This window comes from Flavobacterium limnophilum (assembly GCF_027111315.2).
Classification (GTDB): Bacteria; Bacteroidota; Bacteroidia; order Flavobacteriales; family Flavobacteriaceae; genus Flavobacterium; species Flavobacterium limnophilum.
The window spans coordinates 2,748,456-2,767,183 of sequence record NZ_CP114289.2 but is presented as its reverse complement, the minus strand read 5'-3'; the positions used below and the strand labels follow the sequence as shown (position 1 = coordinate 2,767,183).

General features: G+C 35.4%; 23 protein-coding genes. 16 read left to right on the top strand and 7 right to left on the bottom strand.

The window, feature by feature from the left end; all coding sequences use genetic code 11:
• Positions 1 to 3: 3 nt before the first annotated feature.
• The 7 genes from OZP13_RS11555 to htpG all read right to left on the bottom strand — a co-directional run bounded on the left by OZP13_RS11555 (position 4) and on the right by htpG (position 7,007).
• Positions 4 to 1,395 (bottom strand): DUF1800 domain-containing protein, encoded by a 1,392-nt coding sequence (locus OZP13_RS11555; protein WP_281297230.1) that lies wholly within the window; start codon positions 1,393 to 1,395, stop codon positions 4 to 6.
• A gap of 68 nt (positions 1,396 to 1,463) precedes the next feature.
• Positions 1,464 to 2,111, bottom strand: coding sequence for a cation efflux transmembrane domain-containing protein (locus tag OZP13_RS11550; RefSeq protein WP_281297229.1), 648 nt, complete (start codon positions 2,109 to 2,111; stop codon positions 1,464 to 1,466).
• Between the two features lie 9 nt (positions 2,112 to 2,120).
• Positions 2,121 to 2,528, bottom strand: a complete 408-nt coding sequence (locus tag OZP13_RS11545; RefSeq protein WP_281297228.1) for a DUF2721 domain-containing protein — start codon at positions 2,526 to 2,528, stop codon at positions 2,121 to 2,123.
• 125 nt (positions 2,529 to 2,653) lie between these two features.
• Complete coding sequence (locus OZP13_RS11540; RefSeq protein WP_281297227.1) at positions 2,654 to 3,178, bottom strand: TlpA family protein disulfide reductase; 525 nt, start codon at positions 3,176 to 3,178, stop codon at positions 2,654 to 2,656.
• Between the two features lie 163 nt (positions 3,179 to 3,341).
• Positions 3,342 to 3,719 (bottom strand): hypothetical protein, encoded by a 378-nt coding sequence (locus OZP13_RS11535; protein WP_269240294.1) that lies wholly within the window; start codon positions 3,717 to 3,719, stop codon positions 3,342 to 3,344.
• Between the two features lie 175 nt (positions 3,720 to 3,894).
• Complete coding sequence (locus OZP13_RS11530) at positions 3,895 to 4,722, bottom strand: DUF2971 domain-containing protein (RefSeq protein WP_269240293.1); 828 nt, start codon at positions 4,720 to 4,722, stop codon at positions 3,895 to 3,897.
• Between the two features lie 386 nt (positions 4,723 to 5,108).
• Complete coding sequence (gene htpG, locus OZP13_RS11525; RefSeq protein WP_281297226.1) at positions 5,109 to 7,007, bottom strand: molecular chaperone HtpG; 1,899 nt, start codon at positions 7,005 to 7,007, stop codon at positions 5,109 to 5,111.
• 180 nt (positions 7,008 to 7,187) lie between these two features.
• Between htpG and OZP13_RS11520 the strand changes: the two genes are divergently transcribed.
• From OZP13_RS11520 to OZP13_RS11445, 16 genes are all read left to right on the top strand, one after another.
• A complete protein-coding gene (locus OZP13_RS11520; RefSeq protein WP_269240291.1) occupies positions 7,188 to 7,700 on the top strand; it encodes a lipocalin family protein in 513 nt (170 codons plus the stop codon).
• Between the two features lie 10 nt (positions 7,701 to 7,710).
• Complete coding sequence (locus OZP13_RS11515) at positions 7,711 to 8,400, top strand: YiaD family glycine zipper/OmpA-like lipoprotein (RefSeq protein ID WP_269243682.1); 690 nt, start codon at positions 7,711 to 7,713, stop codon at positions 8,398 to 8,400.
• Between the two features lie 99 nt (positions 8,401 to 8,499).
• Positions 8,500 to 8,733: a hypothetical protein gene (locus OZP13_RS11510; RefSeq protein WP_269240290.1), complete on the top strand. Its 234-nt coding sequence runs from the start codon at positions 8,500 to 8,502 to the stop codon at positions 8,731 to 8,733.
• On the top strand, positions 8,730 to 9,038 hold the full coding sequence (locus tag OZP13_RS11505; protein WP_269240289.1) for a hypothetical protein: 309 nt from the start codon (positions 8,730 to 8,732) through the stop codon (positions 9,036 to 9,038). The genes OZP13_RS11510 and OZP13_RS11505 overlap by 4 nt, the downstream gene beginning before the upstream one ends.
• Positions 9,039 to 9,047: 9 nt before the next feature.
• Complete coding sequence (locus OZP13_RS11500) at positions 9,048 to 10,196, top strand: glycosyltransferase family 2 protein (protein ID WP_281297225.1); 1,149 nt, start codon at positions 9,048 to 9,050, stop codon at positions 10,194 to 10,196.
• Positions 10,197 to 10,314: 118 nt separating this feature from the next.
• The gene (locus OZP13_RS11495) at positions 10,315 to 11,628 is read left to right on the top strand and encodes a dihydrolipoamide acetyltransferase family protein (protein WP_281297224.1); all 1,314 of its coding nucleotides are present in this window, start codon (positions 10,315 to 10,317) and stop codon (positions 11,626 to 11,628) included.
• A 133-nt stretch (positions 11,629 to 11,761) separates the two neighbouring features.
• Positions 11,762 to 12,532, top strand: coding sequence for a 3'-5' exonuclease (locus OZP13_RS11490; protein WP_281297223.1), 771 nt, complete (start codon positions 11,762 to 11,764; stop codon positions 12,530 to 12,532).
• Between the two features lie 73 nt (positions 12,533 to 12,605).
• Positions 12,606 to 13,217, top strand: a complete 612-nt coding sequence (locus OZP13_RS11485) for a fumarylacetoacetate hydrolase family protein (protein ID WP_281297222.1) — start codon at positions 12,606 to 12,608, stop codon at positions 13,215 to 13,217.
• Positions 13,217 to 13,561: an Hpt domain-containing protein gene (locus OZP13_RS11480; protein WP_281297221.1), complete on the top strand. Its 345-nt coding sequence runs from the start codon at positions 13,217 to 13,219 to the stop codon at positions 13,559 to 13,561. Before OZP13_RS11485 ends, OZP13_RS11480 begins: the two co-directional genes overlap by 1 nt.
• A gap of 78 nt (positions 13,562 to 13,639) precedes the next feature.
• Positions 13,640 to 14,893 carry a competence/damage-inducible protein A gene (locus OZP13_RS11475; protein WP_281297220.1) on the top strand — a complete coding sequence of 418 codons (1,254 nt, stop codon included), beginning with the start codon at positions 13,640 to 13,642 and terminating at the stop codon, positions 14,891 to 14,893.
• 70 nt (positions 14,894 to 14,963) lie between these two features.
• Positions 14,964 to 15,200, top strand: a complete 237-nt coding sequence (gene rpmB / locus OZP13_RS11470) for a 50S ribosomal protein L28 (RefSeq protein ID WP_066078045.1) — start codon at positions 14,964 to 14,966, stop codon at positions 15,198 to 15,200.
• A gap of 23 nt (positions 15,201 to 15,223) precedes the next feature.
• Positions 15,224 to 15,412 carry a 50S ribosomal protein L33 gene (gene rpmG / locus OZP13_RS11465; protein ID WP_281297219.1) on the top strand — a complete coding sequence of 63 codons (189 nt, stop codon included), beginning with the start codon at positions 15,224 to 15,226 and terminating at the stop codon, positions 15,410 to 15,412.
• A gap of 70 nt (positions 15,413 to 15,482) precedes the next feature.
• Positions 15,483 to 15,635, top strand: coding sequence for a DUF4295 domain-containing protein (locus OZP13_RS11460; RefSeq protein ID WP_073370281.1), 153 nt, complete (start codon positions 15,483 to 15,485; stop codon positions 15,633 to 15,635).
• Positions 15,636 to 15,774: 139 nt separating this feature from the next.
• On the top strand, positions 15,775 to 16,728 hold the full coding sequence (ftsY, locus tag OZP13_RS11455; protein WP_281297218.1) for a signal recognition particle-docking protein FtsY: 954 nt from the start codon (positions 15,775 to 15,777) through the stop codon (positions 16,726 to 16,728).
• Between the two features lie 502 nt (positions 16,729 to 17,230).
• Positions 17,231 to 18,007, top strand: a complete 777-nt coding sequence (locus OZP13_RS11450) for a hypothetical protein (protein ID WP_281297217.1) — start codon at positions 17,231 to 17,233, stop codon at positions 18,005 to 18,007.
• A gap of 136 nt (positions 18,008 to 18,143) precedes the next feature.
• Complete coding sequence (locus OZP13_RS11445) at positions 18,144 to 18,701, top strand: hypothetical protein (RefSeq protein WP_281297216.1); 558 nt, start codon at positions 18,144 to 18,146, stop codon at positions 18,699 to 18,701.
• The last annotated feature ends 27 nt before the right edge of the window (positions 18,702 to 18,728 follow it).

The window sequence follows — 18,728 nt, the reverse complement described above, 5'->3', positions numbered from 1 at the left end:
TGCTTAAATGAGTTGAAATTCGGGAGTTTTTACCATAAAATTGAACAATCGCATCACGGCATTTTCGGAGCCTTCGGTTTTGCTGTCGAAATCGTATTTTAAAATTTGCTCAAAATCTTGTTGATTGTCTTTGTCGGTTTGAAATAATAATCGATCCGAAAGTTGGGCAATGATTTCTTTGTTGTTTCCTTCTTTGTCCCAATCCAGTTTTACGCTCAATATCCGATTTGGGTTTTGCTTCATCATCATATTTTCGTTAGCAGCATTGCCTCGGCTTAAATTCTTGCCGTTGCAAAGCAAATCGGCGGCATTGTTTCGTTGCAGAAAAATTTGTGATGTGAGCCAAGAATTTCCGCCGTCCCAACCTTTCACATTGGGCTGGTTGAACAAATCCATTCCTTGTTCCTTGATAAAAAAAGCGATTAATTTAGTATTGGGATTGGCAACATTCAGTTCATTCATTAATTGTAAACTGTATTCCAAGGGGTTTTTAATTTTGGAACCCGCATTGTTTTTGTCAAATTCTTCGGTAAAAATTTTGGTAAGAAGCGGTTTGATTTCAAAATCCATTTTCTTGAAATAATCACCATAATAGCGCACCAATTCTTCCTTTGGATTGTCGTAAATGAACCATTTCAATATTTTTCGGGTTATAAGATACGGAATGTTGGGTTGTTCGAAAATGATGTCCACCATTTCGTCCACTTTGAAAGTGCCTTTTTTTCCGAGATAAGTAAAGGGTTCGTTGTCTTCGAATATTTTTCTGTAAACGGCATTTTCTTCGCCAAGACCCAATCCTGCTAAACCTTTCGCCCCGTTTTTGATGTCTTGTTCGGTATAATTTCCGATGCCAAGCGTGAAAAGTTCGAGCAATTCCCGACTCAAATTTTCGTTGAGTTTGTCCTTTCGATTATCAGTATTGTCGAGATAACGCACCATTGCGTTGCTTTGAATGATTTTTTTGGTCAAGGTTTTGAAATTGCCAAAAGCATTCTCCCTCAGGATTTGATTGTGTTGAAAAACCCAATAATTCACTTTCACTTTTTGGAAGGTTGAAACATAATGATTGTGCCAAAAACACGTCATTTTTTCGCGAAGTGGAAATTCGTCCACCATCATTTTATCAATCCACCACACTTTCATTGCAGCGGAAGTCTGTACTTCTTTTTTAAGCATTTCTTTTGCTTCTTCAGGACTTGCAGCTTTTAGTTTTTTTCGAATTTCCTTGTATTCGTCGAATGATTTGGGACTGTATTCCAAAAAATCTGGAATTTTCGAATCAATTTTTGTAGCAAAAGATTGTTCCAAGAACTTTTTCAAGCCTGTTTTTTCGATAGCTTTTGCTTGTTTTGCCGAATATCCGAGTCGCAATGACCAAAGGGTGTTTTTGTCCATAATCTTAAAGTGCTATAAAAATTGGACTTAGATTTTGTAAAAGGGTTTAATTTAGTTGTGAATTCTTTTTATTTTTCGCAAGAGCAATATTTATTGTGCCTTGCTTTTTCGAAACATTCTTTTCCTTCTTTAAACGAAAAATAAGCCAACCCAAGTGTTCCAATACTGTCAATGTAAGCCAAATTGGCCAGTTCGTAAAGACCACTGCTTGTCAGCAAGATTATGGACATATAAATACAAACCTTGGTACATTCTGCATCGGCAAGAATGGCGTCAGAATCCAATTGTTTGCCCACTTTTTTCTTCCCGACAATTAATGCCCACATAATCACAATTGAAAAGATGGAAATGATGACGCCCCAAAAAGTGGTCTCGGGTTTGTGTCCCGTTCCAATGTTGTAAATACTCGTCGTCACCAACCCGATGACCAACCCATAAAAAGAAAAACCGGTTATTAGCAAAGCGGTTTTTTCAAATTTGTCCCTGTTGCTGTTGGGATTAAACTGGATGCGCAATACCATGTGGGCAATGCCAAGTCCAGAAATTACTTCGATAAAACTGTCTATTCCAAAACCGAACAACGCCAAACTTTCGTTTTCATAACCAAAATATGTGGAAACAATTCCTTCAACGATGTTATAGACAATCGTAAAAAGAGCCAGCCCAAAAGCTGATTTGTAAAGGCGTTGTCTTTCGGTGGAATGTTTCGTTTCCATAACTTTGCTTTATTCTTTCACCTCTTTTTTTTCGATCAAATCGCTCAAATGCACGCGAAGTGCACCAACAGAAATGTTGATTTCCCAAAACGACAAACCCAATGAAATAAGCAAACTAAGCAGGCTTAATCCAAAAAGTTTAACCCCAAATTCTTGTTCGTCTAAAAACAAAAGCAACATCGTGAATACCGACAGGAATAAACTCAAAACGCCAGCCATTTGCATAAAGCGAATGAGTGTCAATCGCAAGTTCAGGTTTTTAATTTCCAATAATACCATAGTGCTTTCTTTCTCCTTGTAGGCTTTTTTTAGTCCTCGAATGATGGTGGCGATTGTAAGAAAACGATTGGTGTAAGCCAATAAAATTAGTGAGGTGGCGGAGAAAAGTAAGGCAGGAGTTTCAATTTGTAAAGTCATTTTTTAGATATTTAATTTGCTTTCAAAGTTCGTGATTCTTTTTTCAAGTAGCAGTTTTTTAAACAAAAAAAGACCCGCAAATTTTCACTTGCAGGTCTTAATACTTAATACTTTTCTCTTAATACTTATTTCTTCAAAAGTTTGTCGATGGTTATTTTTAAATCTTCAAATTCCTCCATTGAAAATCCTGTCGAGGCATAAATCACTTCGCCTTTTTTGTCTATCAAATAATTTCTTGGGATATATTGTTTGGCAAAAAGAGAGTAAACTATTTTGCCTTTGTCGGCATAAATTGGAAAGGTAAATTTCTTTTGTTCGATGAATTTGTCTATTTCTGCCTGTGAATGATCCCTGCCAAGACTAAGGAGAACAAAATCAGGATTGTCTTTGAGTTTGTTCCATATTTCATTTTGTAGAAGTGGCATTTCGACCATACAAGGTCCACACCAGGTGGCGAAGAAATTGATCAGGATAACTTTTCCTTTGTAGTCTGACAAGTTTGCTTTTTTTCCATCGCTGGTGGTAAACGAAAATTCGGGTGCGGTTTGCTTTAGTTGCACTACACTAGTTTTCATGTAATCGTTACTTGAATCTTGGCTAAAGCTGTAATTGAATGATAAGGCAAGAATAAACAGAACTGTTTTTTTCATTTGGAGAGTTTTAGATTGAAATTCAAATATAGGAATTTTTTCTCAAAAAAAACCTGCAAATTTTCACTTGTAGGTTTCGGTTCCCCTCCTTTGGAGGGGTTAGGGGAGGATTATTTTATCAAATCAAAACTTCTCTTCACGAAAGCCGTCAATTCTTCTCCTTTCAATTAATTTCGTATTCTTCATCTTCATCATCTTGTTCATCTTCAATTTTGTCATTTTCATCTTCGTCTTCGTCTTCAATTTCATCATCATCTCCATATGACTTTTTAATACGGTATTGAATAAATATTGTTATCGATAAGATTAAAGTAAATAATAAAGAAAACATTACAAGTCCAACTAATGGCATTCCACAAGCATTATTGTTCTTTTCAAGATAATATACAATTAGATTAAATGCTAAAATGGTGAACAGGATTTGGCCAAAAAAACTAATTAAACAAATGGTTCCAAAGCTCAATTTAATATCTCCTCCAATAGCTTTTCTGCCAAAAATAATTTGAAATAATAGCGGTAGAATAATTAAAATTACGTGCATTTATTAGTTTTTATTTATAGTTGTCTCACAGCTAGTGCGAGCGTCCCGCTCGTACCCATTTCTTGTAATTTCTTTATTTTTTATTTTGATTATATGCACGAGCGGGACGCTCGCGCCAGCAGGGGAAACCGCTAGTTCCGGCTACCGAAAACCCGGCAATGTCTTGAAACGGCGGTTAGCTGAAGTTCATTGACCTCAATAATGTTGAAGATTTTTCGATATCTATTTTCAAATTTGTCATATTTAATAATTTTCGCAAATTATTTAATTTCCAAGATTCCATATTAGGATGAGCAATGATTGACATCTCCAATTTTTTAATTTCTATTGGAACTGCAAAAAAAGGAGGTTGAGTTTTTAAAGGAGTTGTTGCAATTAAAAATCTATATTCTTTTTCATATTCGAATGACACATCTTTTTTCAATCCGCTAAATCTAAAATTTTGCTTCGGAAGATTTTCATCAAATGGATTTAGTCTCAAATATTTTATTTCTTGCCCAAGAATTGACATTTTTTTATCATTCTCTGAAATTACTTTTTTAAATGATTCTTCAAGCAAGTCTTTCGATTTCTCAAATTCAATTCTAATTGCCACTGAATCTCTATTAGAATAAAGATTCCACATAGCCATTGATTCTCTATCACAAGCAAACCAGCAATTTACATATTGTTGGGTTTGATATTTTGCAATTTCCTTCTCACGAATTTTTTGGTGTGATTTTCTCTCATTTTCCAATTGAATTTTTTCCTCTGGTGAAAAGGATTTTGGAAAATAATCAGGAGTAGAAAAGAATTTGGAGTATTTAGCGTCATCACGAAGAATCTTAATAGCTACACCTTCAAATGGATCTTCTAATTTGTCTAATCTTGTGAAGAATAATTTTTGTTCCGTTAGAAGATAAATGAATCTATGTAAATCAAGGTATTTCCATAAATATGGAGAGTTAGTTTCAGGTTTGTTGATAGATAAATCTCCGGTAATTGTTTTTTTGCTAATATCCATTTTTAACTCGTTTAATTCGAGATTTTGTTGTTGAATTTCTGCTAACTATTTTATATACGCATAAAATTGCCAGTTTTTTTGTTCTAAATTGTTATGTTATGCGAATGTTTTTGGTTGCATTTATGCGTAGTATTCATTGTCAAATATATAAATATTTATTTACAAACCATCAAATGAGTGTTTAACTTAAAAAGAAATTGTATTTTGAAAAAATCTATTTGATAGGTAATTATGGTCTTTTAGAAAACATTCATTCTGCTCCAAAACAAAAAAAAACCTGCAAATTTTCACTTGCAGGTTTTGAATTTTCTATTTTCGAAAAAATTCCGAACGAAGTTCGGAATAAGCGATTCACTCCGTTTTATTGCATAAAACGGGTTCTCTGCTTATTTAATCAAATCAAAACTTCTCTTCACGAAAGCCGTAAGTTCTTCGCCTTTCAACAGGTTTTGAGATAATTTGGCCAAGTCCAAAGCTTGTTTTACCAAACCTTCTTGGGTTGTTTTGTCTTCGGTGTTCAAGATATTGGAAGCCAAATCGGAGTTGGTATTTACCACCAAATTGTACATTTCCGGCATATTTCCCATTCCAAACATTCCGCCACCACCAGACTGGCTCATTTCTTTCATACGACGCATAAATTCGGGTTGCGTGATGATGAACGGAGCGGCATTGCTGTCCAAAGCTTCCAATTGTACCGTGTAAGCTTTTGGAATATAAGTTTCCAATGAAGCTTTCAAACTTTCTTTTTCGGTGTCGGACAATTTAGAAATAGTCGTTTCCTCTTTCTTGATTAAATTATCGATGTGGTCTGAATCGACACGAACGAAAGTCAAATCTTTGTTGTCGCCTTCAATTTTTTGGATCAAATGCGAGATAATTGGCGAATCCAAAAGCAATACCTCGTATCCTTTTTCTTTGGCAATTTCGATGTAAGAGTGTTGTGCTTCTTTGTTTCCAGCGTAAAGAACCACCAATTTTCCGTCTTTGTCGGTTTGGTTTTCCTTCAAGTTTTCTTTCAATTCTTCCAAAGTGAAGTATTTGTTATCAACTGTTGGATACAAAACGAATGCACCGGCTTTTTCGTAGAATTTATCTTCCGAAAGCATTCCGTATTCCAAAACAATTTTGATATCGTTCCATTTTTGTTCAAAATCTTCGCGGTTTTCCGTGAACAAAGATTTCAATTTATCGGCTACTTTGCGAGTGATGTAGTTCGAGATTTTCTTCACTGCACCATCAGCTTGTAAGCCAGAACGAGAAACGTTCAATGGAATGTCCGGAGAATCGATAACACCTTTCAGCATTGTCAAGAATTCAGGCACGATTCCTTCCACGTTGTCGGTAACGTAAACTTGGTTTTGGTACAATTGGATTTTGTCTTTCTGGATTTGCAAATCGGAACCCAATTTTGGGAAATACAGAATACCAGTCAAGTTGAATGGATAATCCACGTTCAAATGGATGTGAAACAACGGTTCTTCAAATTGCATTGGATAGACTTCACGGTAGAAATCTTTGTAATCTGCATCCGTTAATTCCGTTGGTTGTTTGGTCCAAGCCGGATTTGGGTTATTGATGATGTTATCAACTTCCACTTCGGTGAAAATTTCGTCTTTGTTTTCTGATTCTACAAATTCGCCTTTCTTTTGTTCTATTTTTTCTTTTCTGGTTCCAAATTTAATTGGAACAGGCATAAACTTGTTGTAACGATTCAACAATTCCTTGATTTTGTATTCTTCCAGAAATTCCAATGAATCTTCGGCAATGTGTAAAATAATTTCGGTTCCACGAGTGGTTTTGTCGGCTGGTTCCAAAGTAAATTCTGGACTTCCGTCGCAAATCCAGTGTGCAGCCGGTTCGTCTTTATATGATTTTGTAATAATTTCCACTTTGGAAGCCACCATAAAAGCAGAATAAAATCCAAGACCAAAATGACCGATAATTCCTGAATCTTTGGCGGAATCCTTGTATTTTTCCAAGAATTCTTCGGCCCCTGAAAAAGCGATTTGGTTGATGTATTTCTCCACTTCGTCGGCAGTCATCCCCAAACCTTGGTCGATAATGTGCAGTTTTTTGCCTTCTTTGTCGATTTTTACTTCCAGAATTGGGTTGCCATATTCCACTTTGGCTTCGCCAATGCTTGTTAAATGTTTTAATTTTAGAGTAGCATCTGTTCCATTGGAAATCAATTCACGCAAAAATATTTCGTGATCGCTGTACAAGAATTTCTTGATCAAAGGGAAGATGTTCTCTACCGAAACGTTAATTTGTCCAGTTGCCATATTTTAAGTTTTTATAGTTTTATAATTGTTTACTGTTTACTCAAATAAGATACCAATTAAGGTCAAAGTGACAAAATGTCGGAACTGTTAATTTTGATACAAAAAATTTTTATTTTGAAACAATTTTTGGAAGCTTCATTGTACCTTTGTTTTAAGTTTAATCTTAAAAAGCCTATAAAAATGAAGAAAATTATTGCATTGATGATAGTTGGCGTTTTGCTTTTTGCCTGCAAAAGTGCATCCAGTACAACAAGTGAACCTGTAAAAAGCGAACCCGTTGCCGGCACGAAATTGGACAAAAGTTCCCAAGTGGCCATCAAGGGAGATTGGCAAATAACAAGCGTTTCTTATCCTGGGTCAGATTATATTGCGGTAAATTCATTTCAAATTGCCGATTCTAAATGTTTCGTTGGAAGCACTTGGCATTTCATTTCGAACAACAACAAGGGAAACATGAGTTTGACAAAGGCAGGTTGTCCAGCCTTCAGCTCGCCAATTGTTTGGAGCATCAACAAAGAAGGCGTTTTTGTGCTTAAAATTGTGGAAGCCGGCGTAAAATCTAAAACTGTTACCCAAGGTTATTTGTTAACAGTAGCTAATCAAACCGAAACATCTTTTCAGTTAATTGACAAGATAGATGTTGGGGGACAAAAAAAGAATATTACCTATCAATTTGAAAAAATAAACCAATAAATAAATAATGATGAAAAAAATATCAATTTTAGGAATAAGCAGCTTGTTTGTATTGGCAACACTTTTTGCAAGTTGCAGCTCAATGCAAAACGCAAACAATACTCAAAAAGGAGCAGGGATTGGTGCTACAACTGGAGCTTTGATTGGTGCAATAATAGGAAATAATTCAAAAATTGGAACAGCTGGAGGCGCTCTTATTGGAGCTGCAGTTGGTGGAGGAACAGGAGCATTGATTGGAAATAAAATGGACAAACAAGCCAGACAAATCGATCAAGCATTACCTGGAGCCGACGTAGAGAGAGTAGGTGAAGGAATTCGTTTGGTTTTAAACGAAAATGCGGTGCGTTTTGACACTGGGAAAGCAACCTTGACTGCAAATGCGAAAGCCAATTTAGATAAATTGGTTCCAGTATTTAAGGAATATGCCGATACCAATATCGAGATTTATGGTTACACTGACAGTACGGGAAGTCCAGAATTCAATCTAACTCTTTCTCAAAAAAGAGCAGAATCGGTGAAGAATTATTTGACGTCAAACGGATTGGTTAGTTCTCGTTTTAAAACAACCGGGTTGGGAATTGCCGATCCAATTGCAACCAACGACACTGCCGAAGGAAGAACTCAAAACCGCCGTGTTGAATTTGCGATTTTGGCCAATGAAAAAATGGTAGAAGATGCCAAAAAAGAAGCGGGTCAATAAAAACTTTATTTTTAAATACTTAGAAAGCTGTTTCAAATCGAAGCAGCTTTTTTTTGTTTTGGAATTATTGCGTACATTTGAGTTTTAAATTCTCTCACGATGGAAAATCCAAAGAAACGTTCGATTGATAAAAAACAGGATGCTGTTCAGGAACATGCAACGGATTATAAAACAACTTTTGCAGAAAAGCTAGATCCAAGCAATACAGATGAACAAGAAATCTTGTTGCGGAAATTGTTGGCCATAGGTTTGGAGCAAAGCAAAATGGGTTTGGGAATATCTAACGAAGAAATGAAAAGGAGAACCAAGCTAAGATATCCTTTTTTGAAATGATTTATAAAATTGAATGGAAAGAAGTTGCAACGCTTAGTTATTTCAACGAAATAGATTTTATTTTGTCAAAATGGAATGAAGTTGAAGTTCAGAAATTTGAAGATTTAGTTTATGATTTTCTGGCAACATTATTCAAAACTCCTGAAATAGGAATTTACAACTCCAAAAATAATTTTTATTCATTGGTAATTTCAAAACAGACTACTTTGTATTATAAAATCATTGAAGATAAATCTCAAATCGACTTGATTTTATTTTGGAATAACAAGCAAAATCCAGACGACTTAACCAAGTTGCTTTATTAATTCTTGAAAATGCAACTATCCATCATCATCCTTAATTACAACGTGCGCTATTTCTTGGAACTTTGTGTTCTAAGTGTCCAGAATGCGATACAAAATATCGATGCCGAGATTATTGTCATCGACAACAATTCTCTTGACGATAGTTGTGCAATGATGAAAAAACGTTTTCCGAACGTGAAACTCATCGAAAACAAAGAAAATTCAGGTTTTCCGAAAGGAAACAACATTGGCGTAAGTCAGGCCAAAGGCGAATATATTTGCATCCTCAATCCCGATACGGTTGTTGCCGAAGATACTTTTGCGAAAGTATTGGCTTTCGCCAAAAAACAAAAAGACTTGGGAATCGTTGGCGTGAAACTCATCGACGGAACTGGAAATTTCCTTCCGGAATGCAAGCGTGGAACTCCAACTCCGTTTGTGGCTTTTACCAAAATTGTCGGTTTGTATAAAATTTTTCCAAAGACATTCGGAAAGTATTATGCCCAACATTTATCGGAAAACGAAACTGGAAAAGTAGAGATTCTCGTTGGCGCTTTTATGCTGATGAAGCGAGAATTTTATAATGAAATTGGGGGTTTCGACGAAAATTGTTTCATGTATTCGGACGATATTGATTTGTCGTATATGGCGTTGAAAAAAGGGAAATCCAATTATTATTTTCACGAAACTTCCGTGATACATTATAAAGGAGAAAGCACCGTGAAAGATGGAACGTACATGAAGCGATTCCGCGAAGCGATGAACTTTTTTTACAAAAAACATTTTCGAGTATCGTTTTTGTTTTCTGTTTTTATGGAAATGGGAATCGTGTTTTTTTCTTTCGTGAAAATGTTTCAAGGAAAACCAAAACCAAAGTTTTCTCCAGAAAACTATATCCTGGTTTCAGGCAATCAAATTCTGAAAGAGAAATTAGAAAAACAATTCAATCAAGCAGTTGAACTTCAAAAAAAACAGGAATCATTTTCTAAAAGTACTAGGACAGAAATTATTTTCGACCAGAATCATCTCGATTTTAAAGCGATAATTAATGATTTTGAAGCCAATAAAAACAAGAGCTTTACTTTTAAAATTCTTCCTGAATCGTCTAATTTTTTGATTGGCAGCAACAGTAGTTTTGATAGAGGCGAAATTGTCAAGATTTCAAATTTTTTGAATTAAAAATTTTACAAATTCATTAAATTTAGATTGAAACTAAAGTTGGTTAAATTCGTAAAATTCGTGTTTATTTTATTAATTTTGCTGACACAAAATCAAAATCACCTTCATAGGTAATAATATGGCAAGATTTGAATTGAAACTTCCCAAAATGGGAGAAAGCGTGGCGGAAGCAACCATTACCAATTGGTTGAAACAAGTGGGCGACAAAATTGAAGTCGACGAAGTCGTACTCGAAATTGCAACTGACAAAGTCGATAGCGAAGTGCCAAGCGAGGTTTCGGGTGTGTTGGTGCAACAATTGTTTGCTAAAGACGATGTGGTTCAAGTAGGCCAGACGATTGCCATTATCGAAACTGAAGCTGATTCAGATTCAGGAAGTGCAAAACAAGAAGTTGTTGCTCCGGTTGAAGTGGCAGCCATAGAAAAAAGTATTGAAGCGGCCAAAGAAACTGTTTCTGTGCCAACAAATTTCTCTGATTCCGATAAATTCTTCTCGCCATTGGTCAAGAATATTGCCAAGGAAGAAGGTATTTCTCTTGCTGAATTGGAAAATATTGCGGGTTCAGGAAAAGACGGAAGAGTTACCAAAGAGGATATTTTAAATTATATAAAAACCAGAGGTGTTGTTGCGCCTAATGTAGTTGAGGTGCCAAAAACAGTTGCTCAACCACAAGCTATAATCAATAAACCACAGACTGCGCCAGTTTCTGTAAACGGAGGTGACGAAATCATCGAAATGGATCGAATGCGCAAGTTGATTGCTGGATATATGGTGGCTTCGGTGCAAACTTCGGCACATGTGCAATCGTTTATCGAAGTGGATGTGACCAATATTGTAAAATGGAGGGAAAAAGTAAAATTTACTTTCGAAAAAAGAGAAGGCGAGAAGTTGACTTATACGCCCATTTTTATGGAGGCTGTAGCCAAAGCCTTGAAAGATTATCCAATGATGAACATCGCCGTAGATGGTGATTTTATCATCAAAAAGAAAAATATAAATCTGGGAATGGCTGCTTCATTGCCAAATGGAAACTTGATTGTTCCTGTAATAAAAAATGCGGATCAATTGAACTTGGTAGGAATGGCTAAAGCCGTGAACGACCTTGGAAGCCGTGCCAAAGCCGGAAAATTAAAGCCAGACGACACCCAAGGCGGAACTTATACCGTGACGAATGTGGGAACTTTTGGCAGTGTTTTTGGAACTCCAATCATCAACCAACCACAAGTGGGGATTTTGGCTCTTGGAGCGATAAGAAAAGTGCCGGCCGTTATCGAAACGCCAGAAGGCGATTTTATTGGCATTCGCCAAAAAATGTTCCTTTCGCACAGTTACGACCATCGAGTTGTGGATGGCGCATTGGGAGGAAGTTTTGTAAAACGTGTTGCCGAATATCTTGAAGCATTTGATTTAGACAGCGATTTTTACGTTTAATGCGGAATTTTTAATACATATGCCCGACCGTTTTTTTAATTGGTCGGGTTTTTTGTTTTTTGTCCAAAATTTTTTTAAATAATCGACGAACTGTAAGTTCAAAAAGATATATTTGTCATTCTAAAAATAAAAAATGGAGCTCAAGCTTAACAAACCAATTTGTTTTTTCGACTTAGAAACTACCGGAATTGATGTCGCCAAAGATCGAATTGTTGAAATATCAATCTTCAAAGTTTTTCCCAACGGAAATAAAGAAACCAAAACGTGGTTGGTTAATCCAACCATTCCAATTCCTCCACAATCCACTGCCATTCATGGAATCAGCGACGAAAAAGTGGCCAATGAGCCCACTTTTAAGGAATTGTCTTCCCAGGTGTACAACATGATTAAGGATTCGGATTTGGCTGGATACAATTCGGATCGTTTTGATATTCCGTTATTGGCTGAAGAAATGCTTCGTGCCGGAGTGGATTTTGACATGAAAAACAGGGTTTCAGTCGATGTTCAAACTATTTTTCATAAAATGGAAGAAAGAACATTGAGCGCGGCATTAAAATTCTATTGCGGACAAAGTCTCGATAACGCACATTCGGCCGAAGCCGATACTATGGCGACTTACGAAATCATGAAAGCCCAATTGGACCGTTATCCGGAATTGGAAAACGACATAAAATTGCTTTCAGAATTTACAACCAGAAAAAAAATTGCTGATTTTGCTGGAATGATTGCTTTTGACAAAGATGATAATGAAATTTTTACTTTTGGAAAACACAAAGGAGTTAAAGTTGATGTTGTTCTAGAAAGTGAGCCAGGCTATTTTAGTTGGATTCAAAATGCTGATTTTCCATTGTATACGAAGAAAGTTTTGACAGCAATTAAATTGAGAAAATTGAATACGAAATAAGTTAGAAGATGGATGTTGGAAGCTTGAAGACAACTTCCATCTCCCAGCTTCCAACTCCCAACTAAAATAAAGAATGAAGATAATCTGCATCGGTAGAAATTACGTCGATCATATTGCGGAATTACAAAACGAAAGACCGTCGGAGCCTGTTGTTTTTATGAAGCCCGATTCGGCTATTTTGTTGAAGCAACATCCTTTCGTGATACCTGAATTTTCAAATGACATTCACCACGAAATTGAGTTGATTGTCAAAATAAACAAGGTGGGGAAATATATCGACACCAAGTTTGCCCATAAATATTATGACGAGATTACTGTGGGGATAGACTTTACGGCTCGTGATTTGCAAAAGGAATTAAAAGCAAAAGGATTGCCGTGGGAAAAAGCGAAAGCGTTTGACGGTTCGGCAGTTATCGGTGATTTTTTGCCAAAAAGTCAATTTAATTCATTAGAAAATGTTACATTTGAATTGACCAATAATAATAAAACGGTACAAAAAGGGAATGCCAGTCACATGTTGTGGAAAATTGATGAACTAATTTCTTTCGTTTCCCAGTATTTTACTTTAAAAATAGGCGACATTATTTTTACCGGAACTCCTGCGGGCGTTGCGGCTGTAAAATCGGAAGACGTTTTGGAAGGGTTTTTAGAAGGAAATAAACTATTTAGTATACAAATAAAATAATGGCACTACATTACAACTTAGCAAAAGTGTACGCACTTTCAGATAACGATCCAGAATTTGTCTTGCAAATCGTGACCTTGTTTGTTACGGAAGTTCCCGAGGATTTGGCCGAAATAAAAGAAGGAATCAAGAAGAAAGATCATAAGCATGCTTATGCTTATGCCCATAAAATTAAACCAACGCTTGATTTGCTCGGTTTAAAAGTGGCTTTTGAAGAAATTCTTCAAGTCGAGGCTTGGACAAAAGTTGAGGGTGAAAAAAAAGAAATCAAAGAAACGTTCAAGAGCGTCAAACATCAAGTGGAAGACGCTGTTAAAGAACTGAAAAAAGACTTTGATTTGTAGATAATTACTCGATTTTTTTATTTCTTCAAATTCATTTTTTTTTGAATTTCCAATAATTTCTAAAATCCTAGATTAATAATGAAAGCAGCCATAGTTACTATAGGCGACGAAATTCTAATAGGACAAATTGTCGATACAAATTCCGCTTTTATAGCCAAGTCGTTAGATAGAATAGGAGTCGAGGTTCACGAAATGATTTCCATCAGTGACGACAAACAGCACATTCTCGATACCTTTTTAAAATTCCAAAACAAAGTTGATTTAGTCCTCATTACGGGTGGACTTGGGCCAACCAAAGACGATGTGACCAAAAAAACGTTTTGCGATTATTTTGACGATGAATTGATTGTCGATGAAGTCGTTCTTGCCCACGTTACCAAGCTGATAGAAGGTTTTTACAAAAGAACCATTACCCAAATCAACAAAGATCAAGCTCTTGTTCCTTCAAAATGTACCGTGCTTCACAACGAAGTGGGTACTGCACCGGGAATGTGGATGAAAAAAGAAAACACCGTCTTTATTTCGCTTCCGGGAGTTCCTTTTGAAATGAAATATTTGGTCGAAAACGAAATCATTCCCAAGGTAGTTCTAGAGTATGAACGTCCTTACATTCTTCATAAAACCATCATGACATACGGTCGAGGAGAAAGTGCGGTGGCGGAACAAATTGAAGACTGGGAGAATAATTTGCCGGAATTTATAAAATTGGCCTATTTGCCAGCTCCTGGAAGAGTGCGATTGCGACTTTCCGCAAGAGGAACCGACAAGCAGTTTTTGGAAAAATCCATCGAAGAAAACGTGATTTCTTTAACTAAAATAATTGGTGACATCATTGTTGGTTTTGATGATGATGAAACCTTGGAAACGGTCGTGGGAAGGCTTTTGAAACAGCAAAATAAAACCATTTCCACCGCCGAAAGTTGCACAGGAGGCAATATTGCGCAGTTGTTGACATCGGTTTCCGGAGCGTCTAAATATTTTAAAGGCAGCGTGGTATCGTATGCAACGGAAACCAAAATTTCGGTTTTGGGGCTTTCGGAAGAATTAATCAATAAATATTCGGTTGTAAGTGCCGAAGTGGCCAAACAAATGGCTGTCAACGTCAAAAACATAATGAAAACTGACTACGCCATTGCCACGACCGGGAATGCAGGACCGACGAAAGGCGATTCAGATGCAGAGGTTGGTTCTGTTTTTATAGCATTGGCAACACCAAATGAAGTAATTGTTGAAGAATTTAATTTTGGTCAACCCCGTGAAAAAGTGATAGATAGAGCCGTGAACAAGAGCTTGGAAATTTTGCGAAAAGAAATTTTAAAAAATGTCTCGTAATTTTTTGCTTCATCCGTTTATTTTCCTTTTCTTTGCACCCTGATTTTGAATAACGATAAAAATAAGAATAATGTCTAGAGTTTGTGACCTTACAGGTAAAAGAGCGATGGTAGGAAATAACGTTTCTCACGCTATGAATAAAACTAAGAGAAAGTTTTCTGTAAACTTAGTTAAAAAGCGTTTTTATCTTCCAGAAGAAGATAGATGGATTACTCTAAGAGTAGCTGCATCGACGGTAAAAACAATTAACAAAAATGGAATTGCTGCAGTTTTGAAAAAAGCACAAGCAGAAGGATTTATTAAATAATCCACTCCTAAATATATATCAAGATGGCAAAGAAAGCAAAAGGAAATAGAATCCAGGTAATTTTAGAATGTACTGAACACAAAACATCAGGTGTTGCGGGAACTTCAAGATACATAACAACAAAGAACAAAAAAAATACTCCAGACAGATTAGAGATTAAAAAATTTAATCCAATCTTGAAGAAAGTAACTGTTCACAAAGAAATTAAATAATTAGAGATTTTAATAAAATTTCAAATGCTTGCATTAGAGATTGATTAAAATATAAAAAAACATTTGAATCATGGCAAAGAAAACCGTAGCATCGTTACAAACATCTTCCAAGAGATTATCAAAAGCCATCAAAATGGTAAAATCTCCTAAAACAGGTGCATATACATTCGTAGAATCTATTATGGCTCCTGAAGCAGTTGATGAATTCTTGAAAAAGAAATAATCCAAATAGCACTATATAGAAAAGCTACTTTCAATCGGAAGTAGCTTTTTTATTTATATATTTGTCTATCAAATTTTAAGGGCTGAATATTTGGTATTTTTAAACAGTCCAAAGCAGGAAAATCAAACCATAAATTAAAATGAGTTTTTTTAAAAAAATATTTTCTTCAGAAAAAAAGGAAACTTTAGACAAAGGTCTAGAGAAATCGAAAACGTCTTTCTTTTCCAAGTTGACCAAAGCCGTTGCCGGTAAATCAAAGGTGGACGATGAGGTTCTGGATAATCTGGAAGAAATTCTTGTTTCTTCAGATGTTGGAGTTAATACAACTCTTAAAATCATCACTAGAATTGAAAAACGTGTTGCCGAAGACAAATTTCTTGGAACCGATGAATTAAACCAAATCCTTCGAGAAGAAATTGCAGGGCTGCTTTCAGAAATTGATTCTGGTGAAGCCACCGAATTTGTCATTCCAATCAATACCAAACCTTATGTTTTGATGGTTGTGGGAGTGAATGGAGTTGGGAAAACTACCACTATCGGAAAATTGGCTTACCAATTCAAAAAAGCTGGGTATAAAGTGGTTCTTGGTGCAGCTGATACTTTTCGTGCAGCAGCTATCGACCAATTACAAATTTGGGCAGACCGAGTTGGTGTTCCCATCGTGAGACAAAATATGGGAAGCGATCCAGCTTCCGTAGCTTTTGACACTTTGCAATCCGCAGTTGCTCAAAATGCCGATATTGTCATTATTGATACAGCAGGTCGTTTGCACAACAAAATCAATCTGATGAACGAGTTGACCAAAGTAAAACGCGTGATGCAAAAAGTCGTTGCCGATGCGCCACACGACGTCATGTTGGTTATTGATGGCTCAACAGGTCAAAATGCTTTTGAACAAGCCAAGCAATTTACCGCGGCTACCGAAGTAACCTCGCTTGCAGTTACCAAATTGGACGGAACTGCCAAAGGTGGTGTCGTTATCGGGATTTCTGATCAATTCCAGATTCCGGTGAAATACATTGGAGTGGGTGAAGGAATCGAGGATTTACAGGTTTTCAATAAATATGAGTTTGTTGATAGTTTTTTTAAATAATAAATAATGAATTTTTCTTCCTTCAAAAACATCTCTCCAATTTATTTCTATTTAGTGAGTGTTGTTTGCTTTGTTTTGTCCAATATTGTTAGGGAAAAGAATATACCGTTGTATTATAGTTCTCTTTTTTTAGGGACTATTTTCTTTATTCTTGGTTTTTTTAAAAGGATGAAAAACAGGTAATATTTGTTCTTACAAGACGCTTTTTAATTCGTTATTTTTATTAAAGCTATATTGGTTCTTTAAATTATGTTGCTATACGAGAATACGAGAGAGTGTGTAAATCAAATGTTTGTTGATTTATGGCGCGTTAATTTAGCCTGTTTTTAGCTGTTGTTGTAAAGAGCGCTCTTGTAAATACTCCAGTTATAAAATATCTAAGAATCTTAATTTTCTTTTAAAGAAAGCAAAGTTTTTACCTGATAAATGATTTTTTGCTTTTTAATTTGTTTATATTTGAACACTTTAACAAGTGTTTATTAATATAAAACTTAATAAAAGAATGCAAAAAAAGAGTGTTGTGATTCTGTTGGTGATTGCCTTTCAATTTCTGTTGATAGGTTGTAAATCTACACCGCAAAAAGTCCAGGAATTTGTAAATTCATATAATAGTTCGTCGAGTCTTTTTAGAAACGAGATTATTACATACACAAAAGCCGAAGCCTTTTTTGAAGAAAACAAGATTGAGATAACTTATCTAACCAATTTGGATTCCAATGGAAAAAACAATGGCATATATGCAAAAACATTTGAAAAAATATTTTTAGAGATGCTTCAGAAAGAAGCTTCTTCAAGAGAATTGTTGGAAGAAGGAGTTAGTTTCAAAATGTTTTTTCTGGCCAATGATTATGTCGTGATTTCAGACTTGGTAGTTGACAAAAATACAATCAATGAACAGTCAAAACAAAAAACAGTAAATTCTGAAAAAGAATTCGTGTCTTCAAACTCCAATATAGATTCTTCCGTAAAGAGTATGTTGGAACTGTTAAACGAGAATATGCCGATAAAAAATGATGACGGTAGCAAATTAGTTAGAGTTGATTTGACAGAAAACAATGAATTGGTCTACAAGGTTGAAGTACCTAAAGAGTTTGGTGAAATTTTGAAAGCAGAAGGAGCCAATGATTTATTGAAAGAAAGTATTTTGAGGGCCAATAATTTTAAAAGAATTTCGAACATTGTTCGTCGTTATAATATTACTTCCATTAAATACGACTACATCGATGCTAAAGGAAAAGTATTGGAGAGCGTTGTCTTGAATCAAAAAGACTTGAGATAATATGAGTACCTCAAATTGGAGAACTATCTTTGTTGTAATCAGTATTTTTACTTTGATTGTTAGGTTGATATTCATGTGTTCAAGCGACAGAAAATCACCTTCTTACAATTATAACAATGATTCGTCGAATCCAGTGTTGGATTTTGAAGAAGCAACAAGAGAAAATAGGGAAATAAACAGAATTATAACAGAAAGAGCATCGAATAATTTTTTATACACTGATTATGAGGCATTGGATTCCTTGCCAATTGCTAATAAGGAAATGTATGATGTCATAAAACTGAAAAAGGACACTCTTGTATATATCGATTTCAAGACAAAATTAAAAATCGAAAAGGATTTCTATTTTCAAAACAATCATGATGATACCTTGCGATTAGCATTTAAATCACCGAAGAATTTCAATGTTTTCATACATGATTTGGATACTGAACATTCTGCAAAAGAAAACTTTAAAAGTTTAAAAAAAAATGGAAGGTTAGACAAGGTGCTTGTTGAGAAAATTAATGAAAACACAGAGTTTCTGTCATATAAAATTGTAACAGACAAGGCTAAATTTAATGGATTTGCCTTATGCTTTAAAAGCAAGGGATATCAACTTTTTTTTGAATTTGAAAGTGAGAAAATGTCAAAAGATATTTTAAAAATGAAAGCTGTCGATTTTTTGAGCCAAAATTTGAAACGGGCAAATTGATTTTGCAAAGAATAAAAATGCCGTGAT

Excerpts from the sequence above, each read along its gene's own strand:
- OZP13_RS11450 (WP_281297217.1), top strand. The coding sequence starts at position 17,231 with ATGCAAAAAAAGAGTGTTGTGATTCTGTTGGTGATTGCCTTTCAATTT.
- rpmB (WP_066078045.1), top strand. The coding sequence starts at position 14,964 with ATGTCTAGAGTTTGTGACCTTACAGGTAAAAGAGCGATGGTAGGAAAT.
- OZP13_RS11480 (WP_281297221.1), top strand. The coding sequence starts at position 13,217 with ATGGCACTACATTACAACTTAGCAAAAGTGTACGCACTTTCAGATAAC.
- OZP13_RS11510 (WP_269240290.1), top strand. The coding sequence starts at position 8,500 with ATGGAAAATCCAAAGAAACGTTCGATTGATAAAAAACAGGATGCTGTT.
- OZP13_RS11500 (WP_281297225.1), top strand. The coding sequence starts at position 9,048 with ATGCAACTATCCATCATCATCCTTAATTACAACGTGCGCTATTTCTTG.
- OZP13_RS11520 (WP_269240291.1), top strand. The coding sequence starts at position 7,188 with ATGAAGAAAATTATTGCATTGATGATAGTTGGCGTTTTGCTTTTTGCC.
- OZP13_RS11550 (WP_281297229.1), bottom strand. The coding sequence starts at position 2,111 with ATGGAAACGAAACATTCCACCGAAAGACAACGCCTTTACAAATCAGCT.
- OZP13_RS11460 (WP_073370281.1), top strand. The coding sequence starts at position 15,483 with ATGGCAAAGAAAACCGTAGCATCGTTACAAACATCTTCCAAGAGATTA.
- OZP13_RS11555 (WP_281297230.1), bottom strand. The coding sequence starts at position 1,395 with ATGGACAAAAACACCCTTTGGTCATTGCGACTCGGATATTCGGCAAAA.
- OZP13_RS11495 (WP_281297224.1), top strand. The coding sequence starts at position 10,315 with ATGGCAAGATTTGAATTGAAACTTCCCAAAATGGGAGAAAGCGTGGCG.
- OZP13_RS11540 (WP_281297227.1), bottom strand. The coding sequence starts at position 3,178 with ATGAAAAAAACAGTTCTGTTTATTCTTGCCTTATCATTCAATTACAGC.
- OZP13_RS11485 (WP_281297222.1), top strand. The coding sequence starts at position 12,606 with ATGAAGATAATCTGCATCGGTAGAAATTACGTCGATCATATTGCGGAA.
- OZP13_RS11490 (WP_281297223.1), top strand. The coding sequence starts at position 11,762 with ATGGAGCTCAAGCTTAACAAACCAATTTGTTTTTTCGACTTAGAAACT.
- OZP13_RS11545 (WP_281297228.1), bottom strand. The coding sequence starts at position 2,528 with ATGACTTTACAAATTGAAACTCCTGCCTTACTTTTCTCCGCCACCTCA.
- OZP13_RS11515 (WP_269243682.1), top strand. The coding sequence starts at position 7,711 with ATGAAAAAAATATCAATTTTAGGAATAAGCAGCTTGTTTGTATTGGCA.
- OZP13_RS11530 (WP_269240293.1), bottom strand. The coding sequence starts at position 4,722 with ATGGATATTAGCAAAAAAACAATTACCGGAGATTTATCTATCAACAAA.
- htpG (WP_281297226.1), bottom strand. The coding sequence starts at position 7,007 with ATGGCAACTGGACAAATTAACGTTTCGGTAGAGAACATCTTCCCTTTG.
- OZP13_RS11535 (WP_269240294.1), bottom strand. The coding sequence starts at position 3,719 with ATGCACGTAATTTTAATTATTCTACCGCTATTATTTCAAATTATTTTT.
- OZP13_RS11505 (WP_269240289.1), top strand. The coding sequence starts at position 8,730 with ATGATTTATAAAATTGAATGGAAAGAAGTTGCAACGCTTAGTTATTTC.
- rpmG (WP_281297219.1), top strand. The coding sequence starts at position 15,224 with ATGGCAAAGAAAGCAAAAGGAAATAGAATCCAGGTAATTTTAGAATGT.
- OZP13_RS11475 (WP_281297220.1), top strand. The coding sequence starts at position 13,640 with ATGAAAGCAGCCATAGTTACTATAGGCGACGAAATTCTAATAGGACAA.
- ftsY (WP_281297218.1), top strand. The coding sequence starts at position 15,775 with ATGAGTTTTTTTAAAAAAATATTTTCTTCAGAAAAAAAGGAAACTTTA.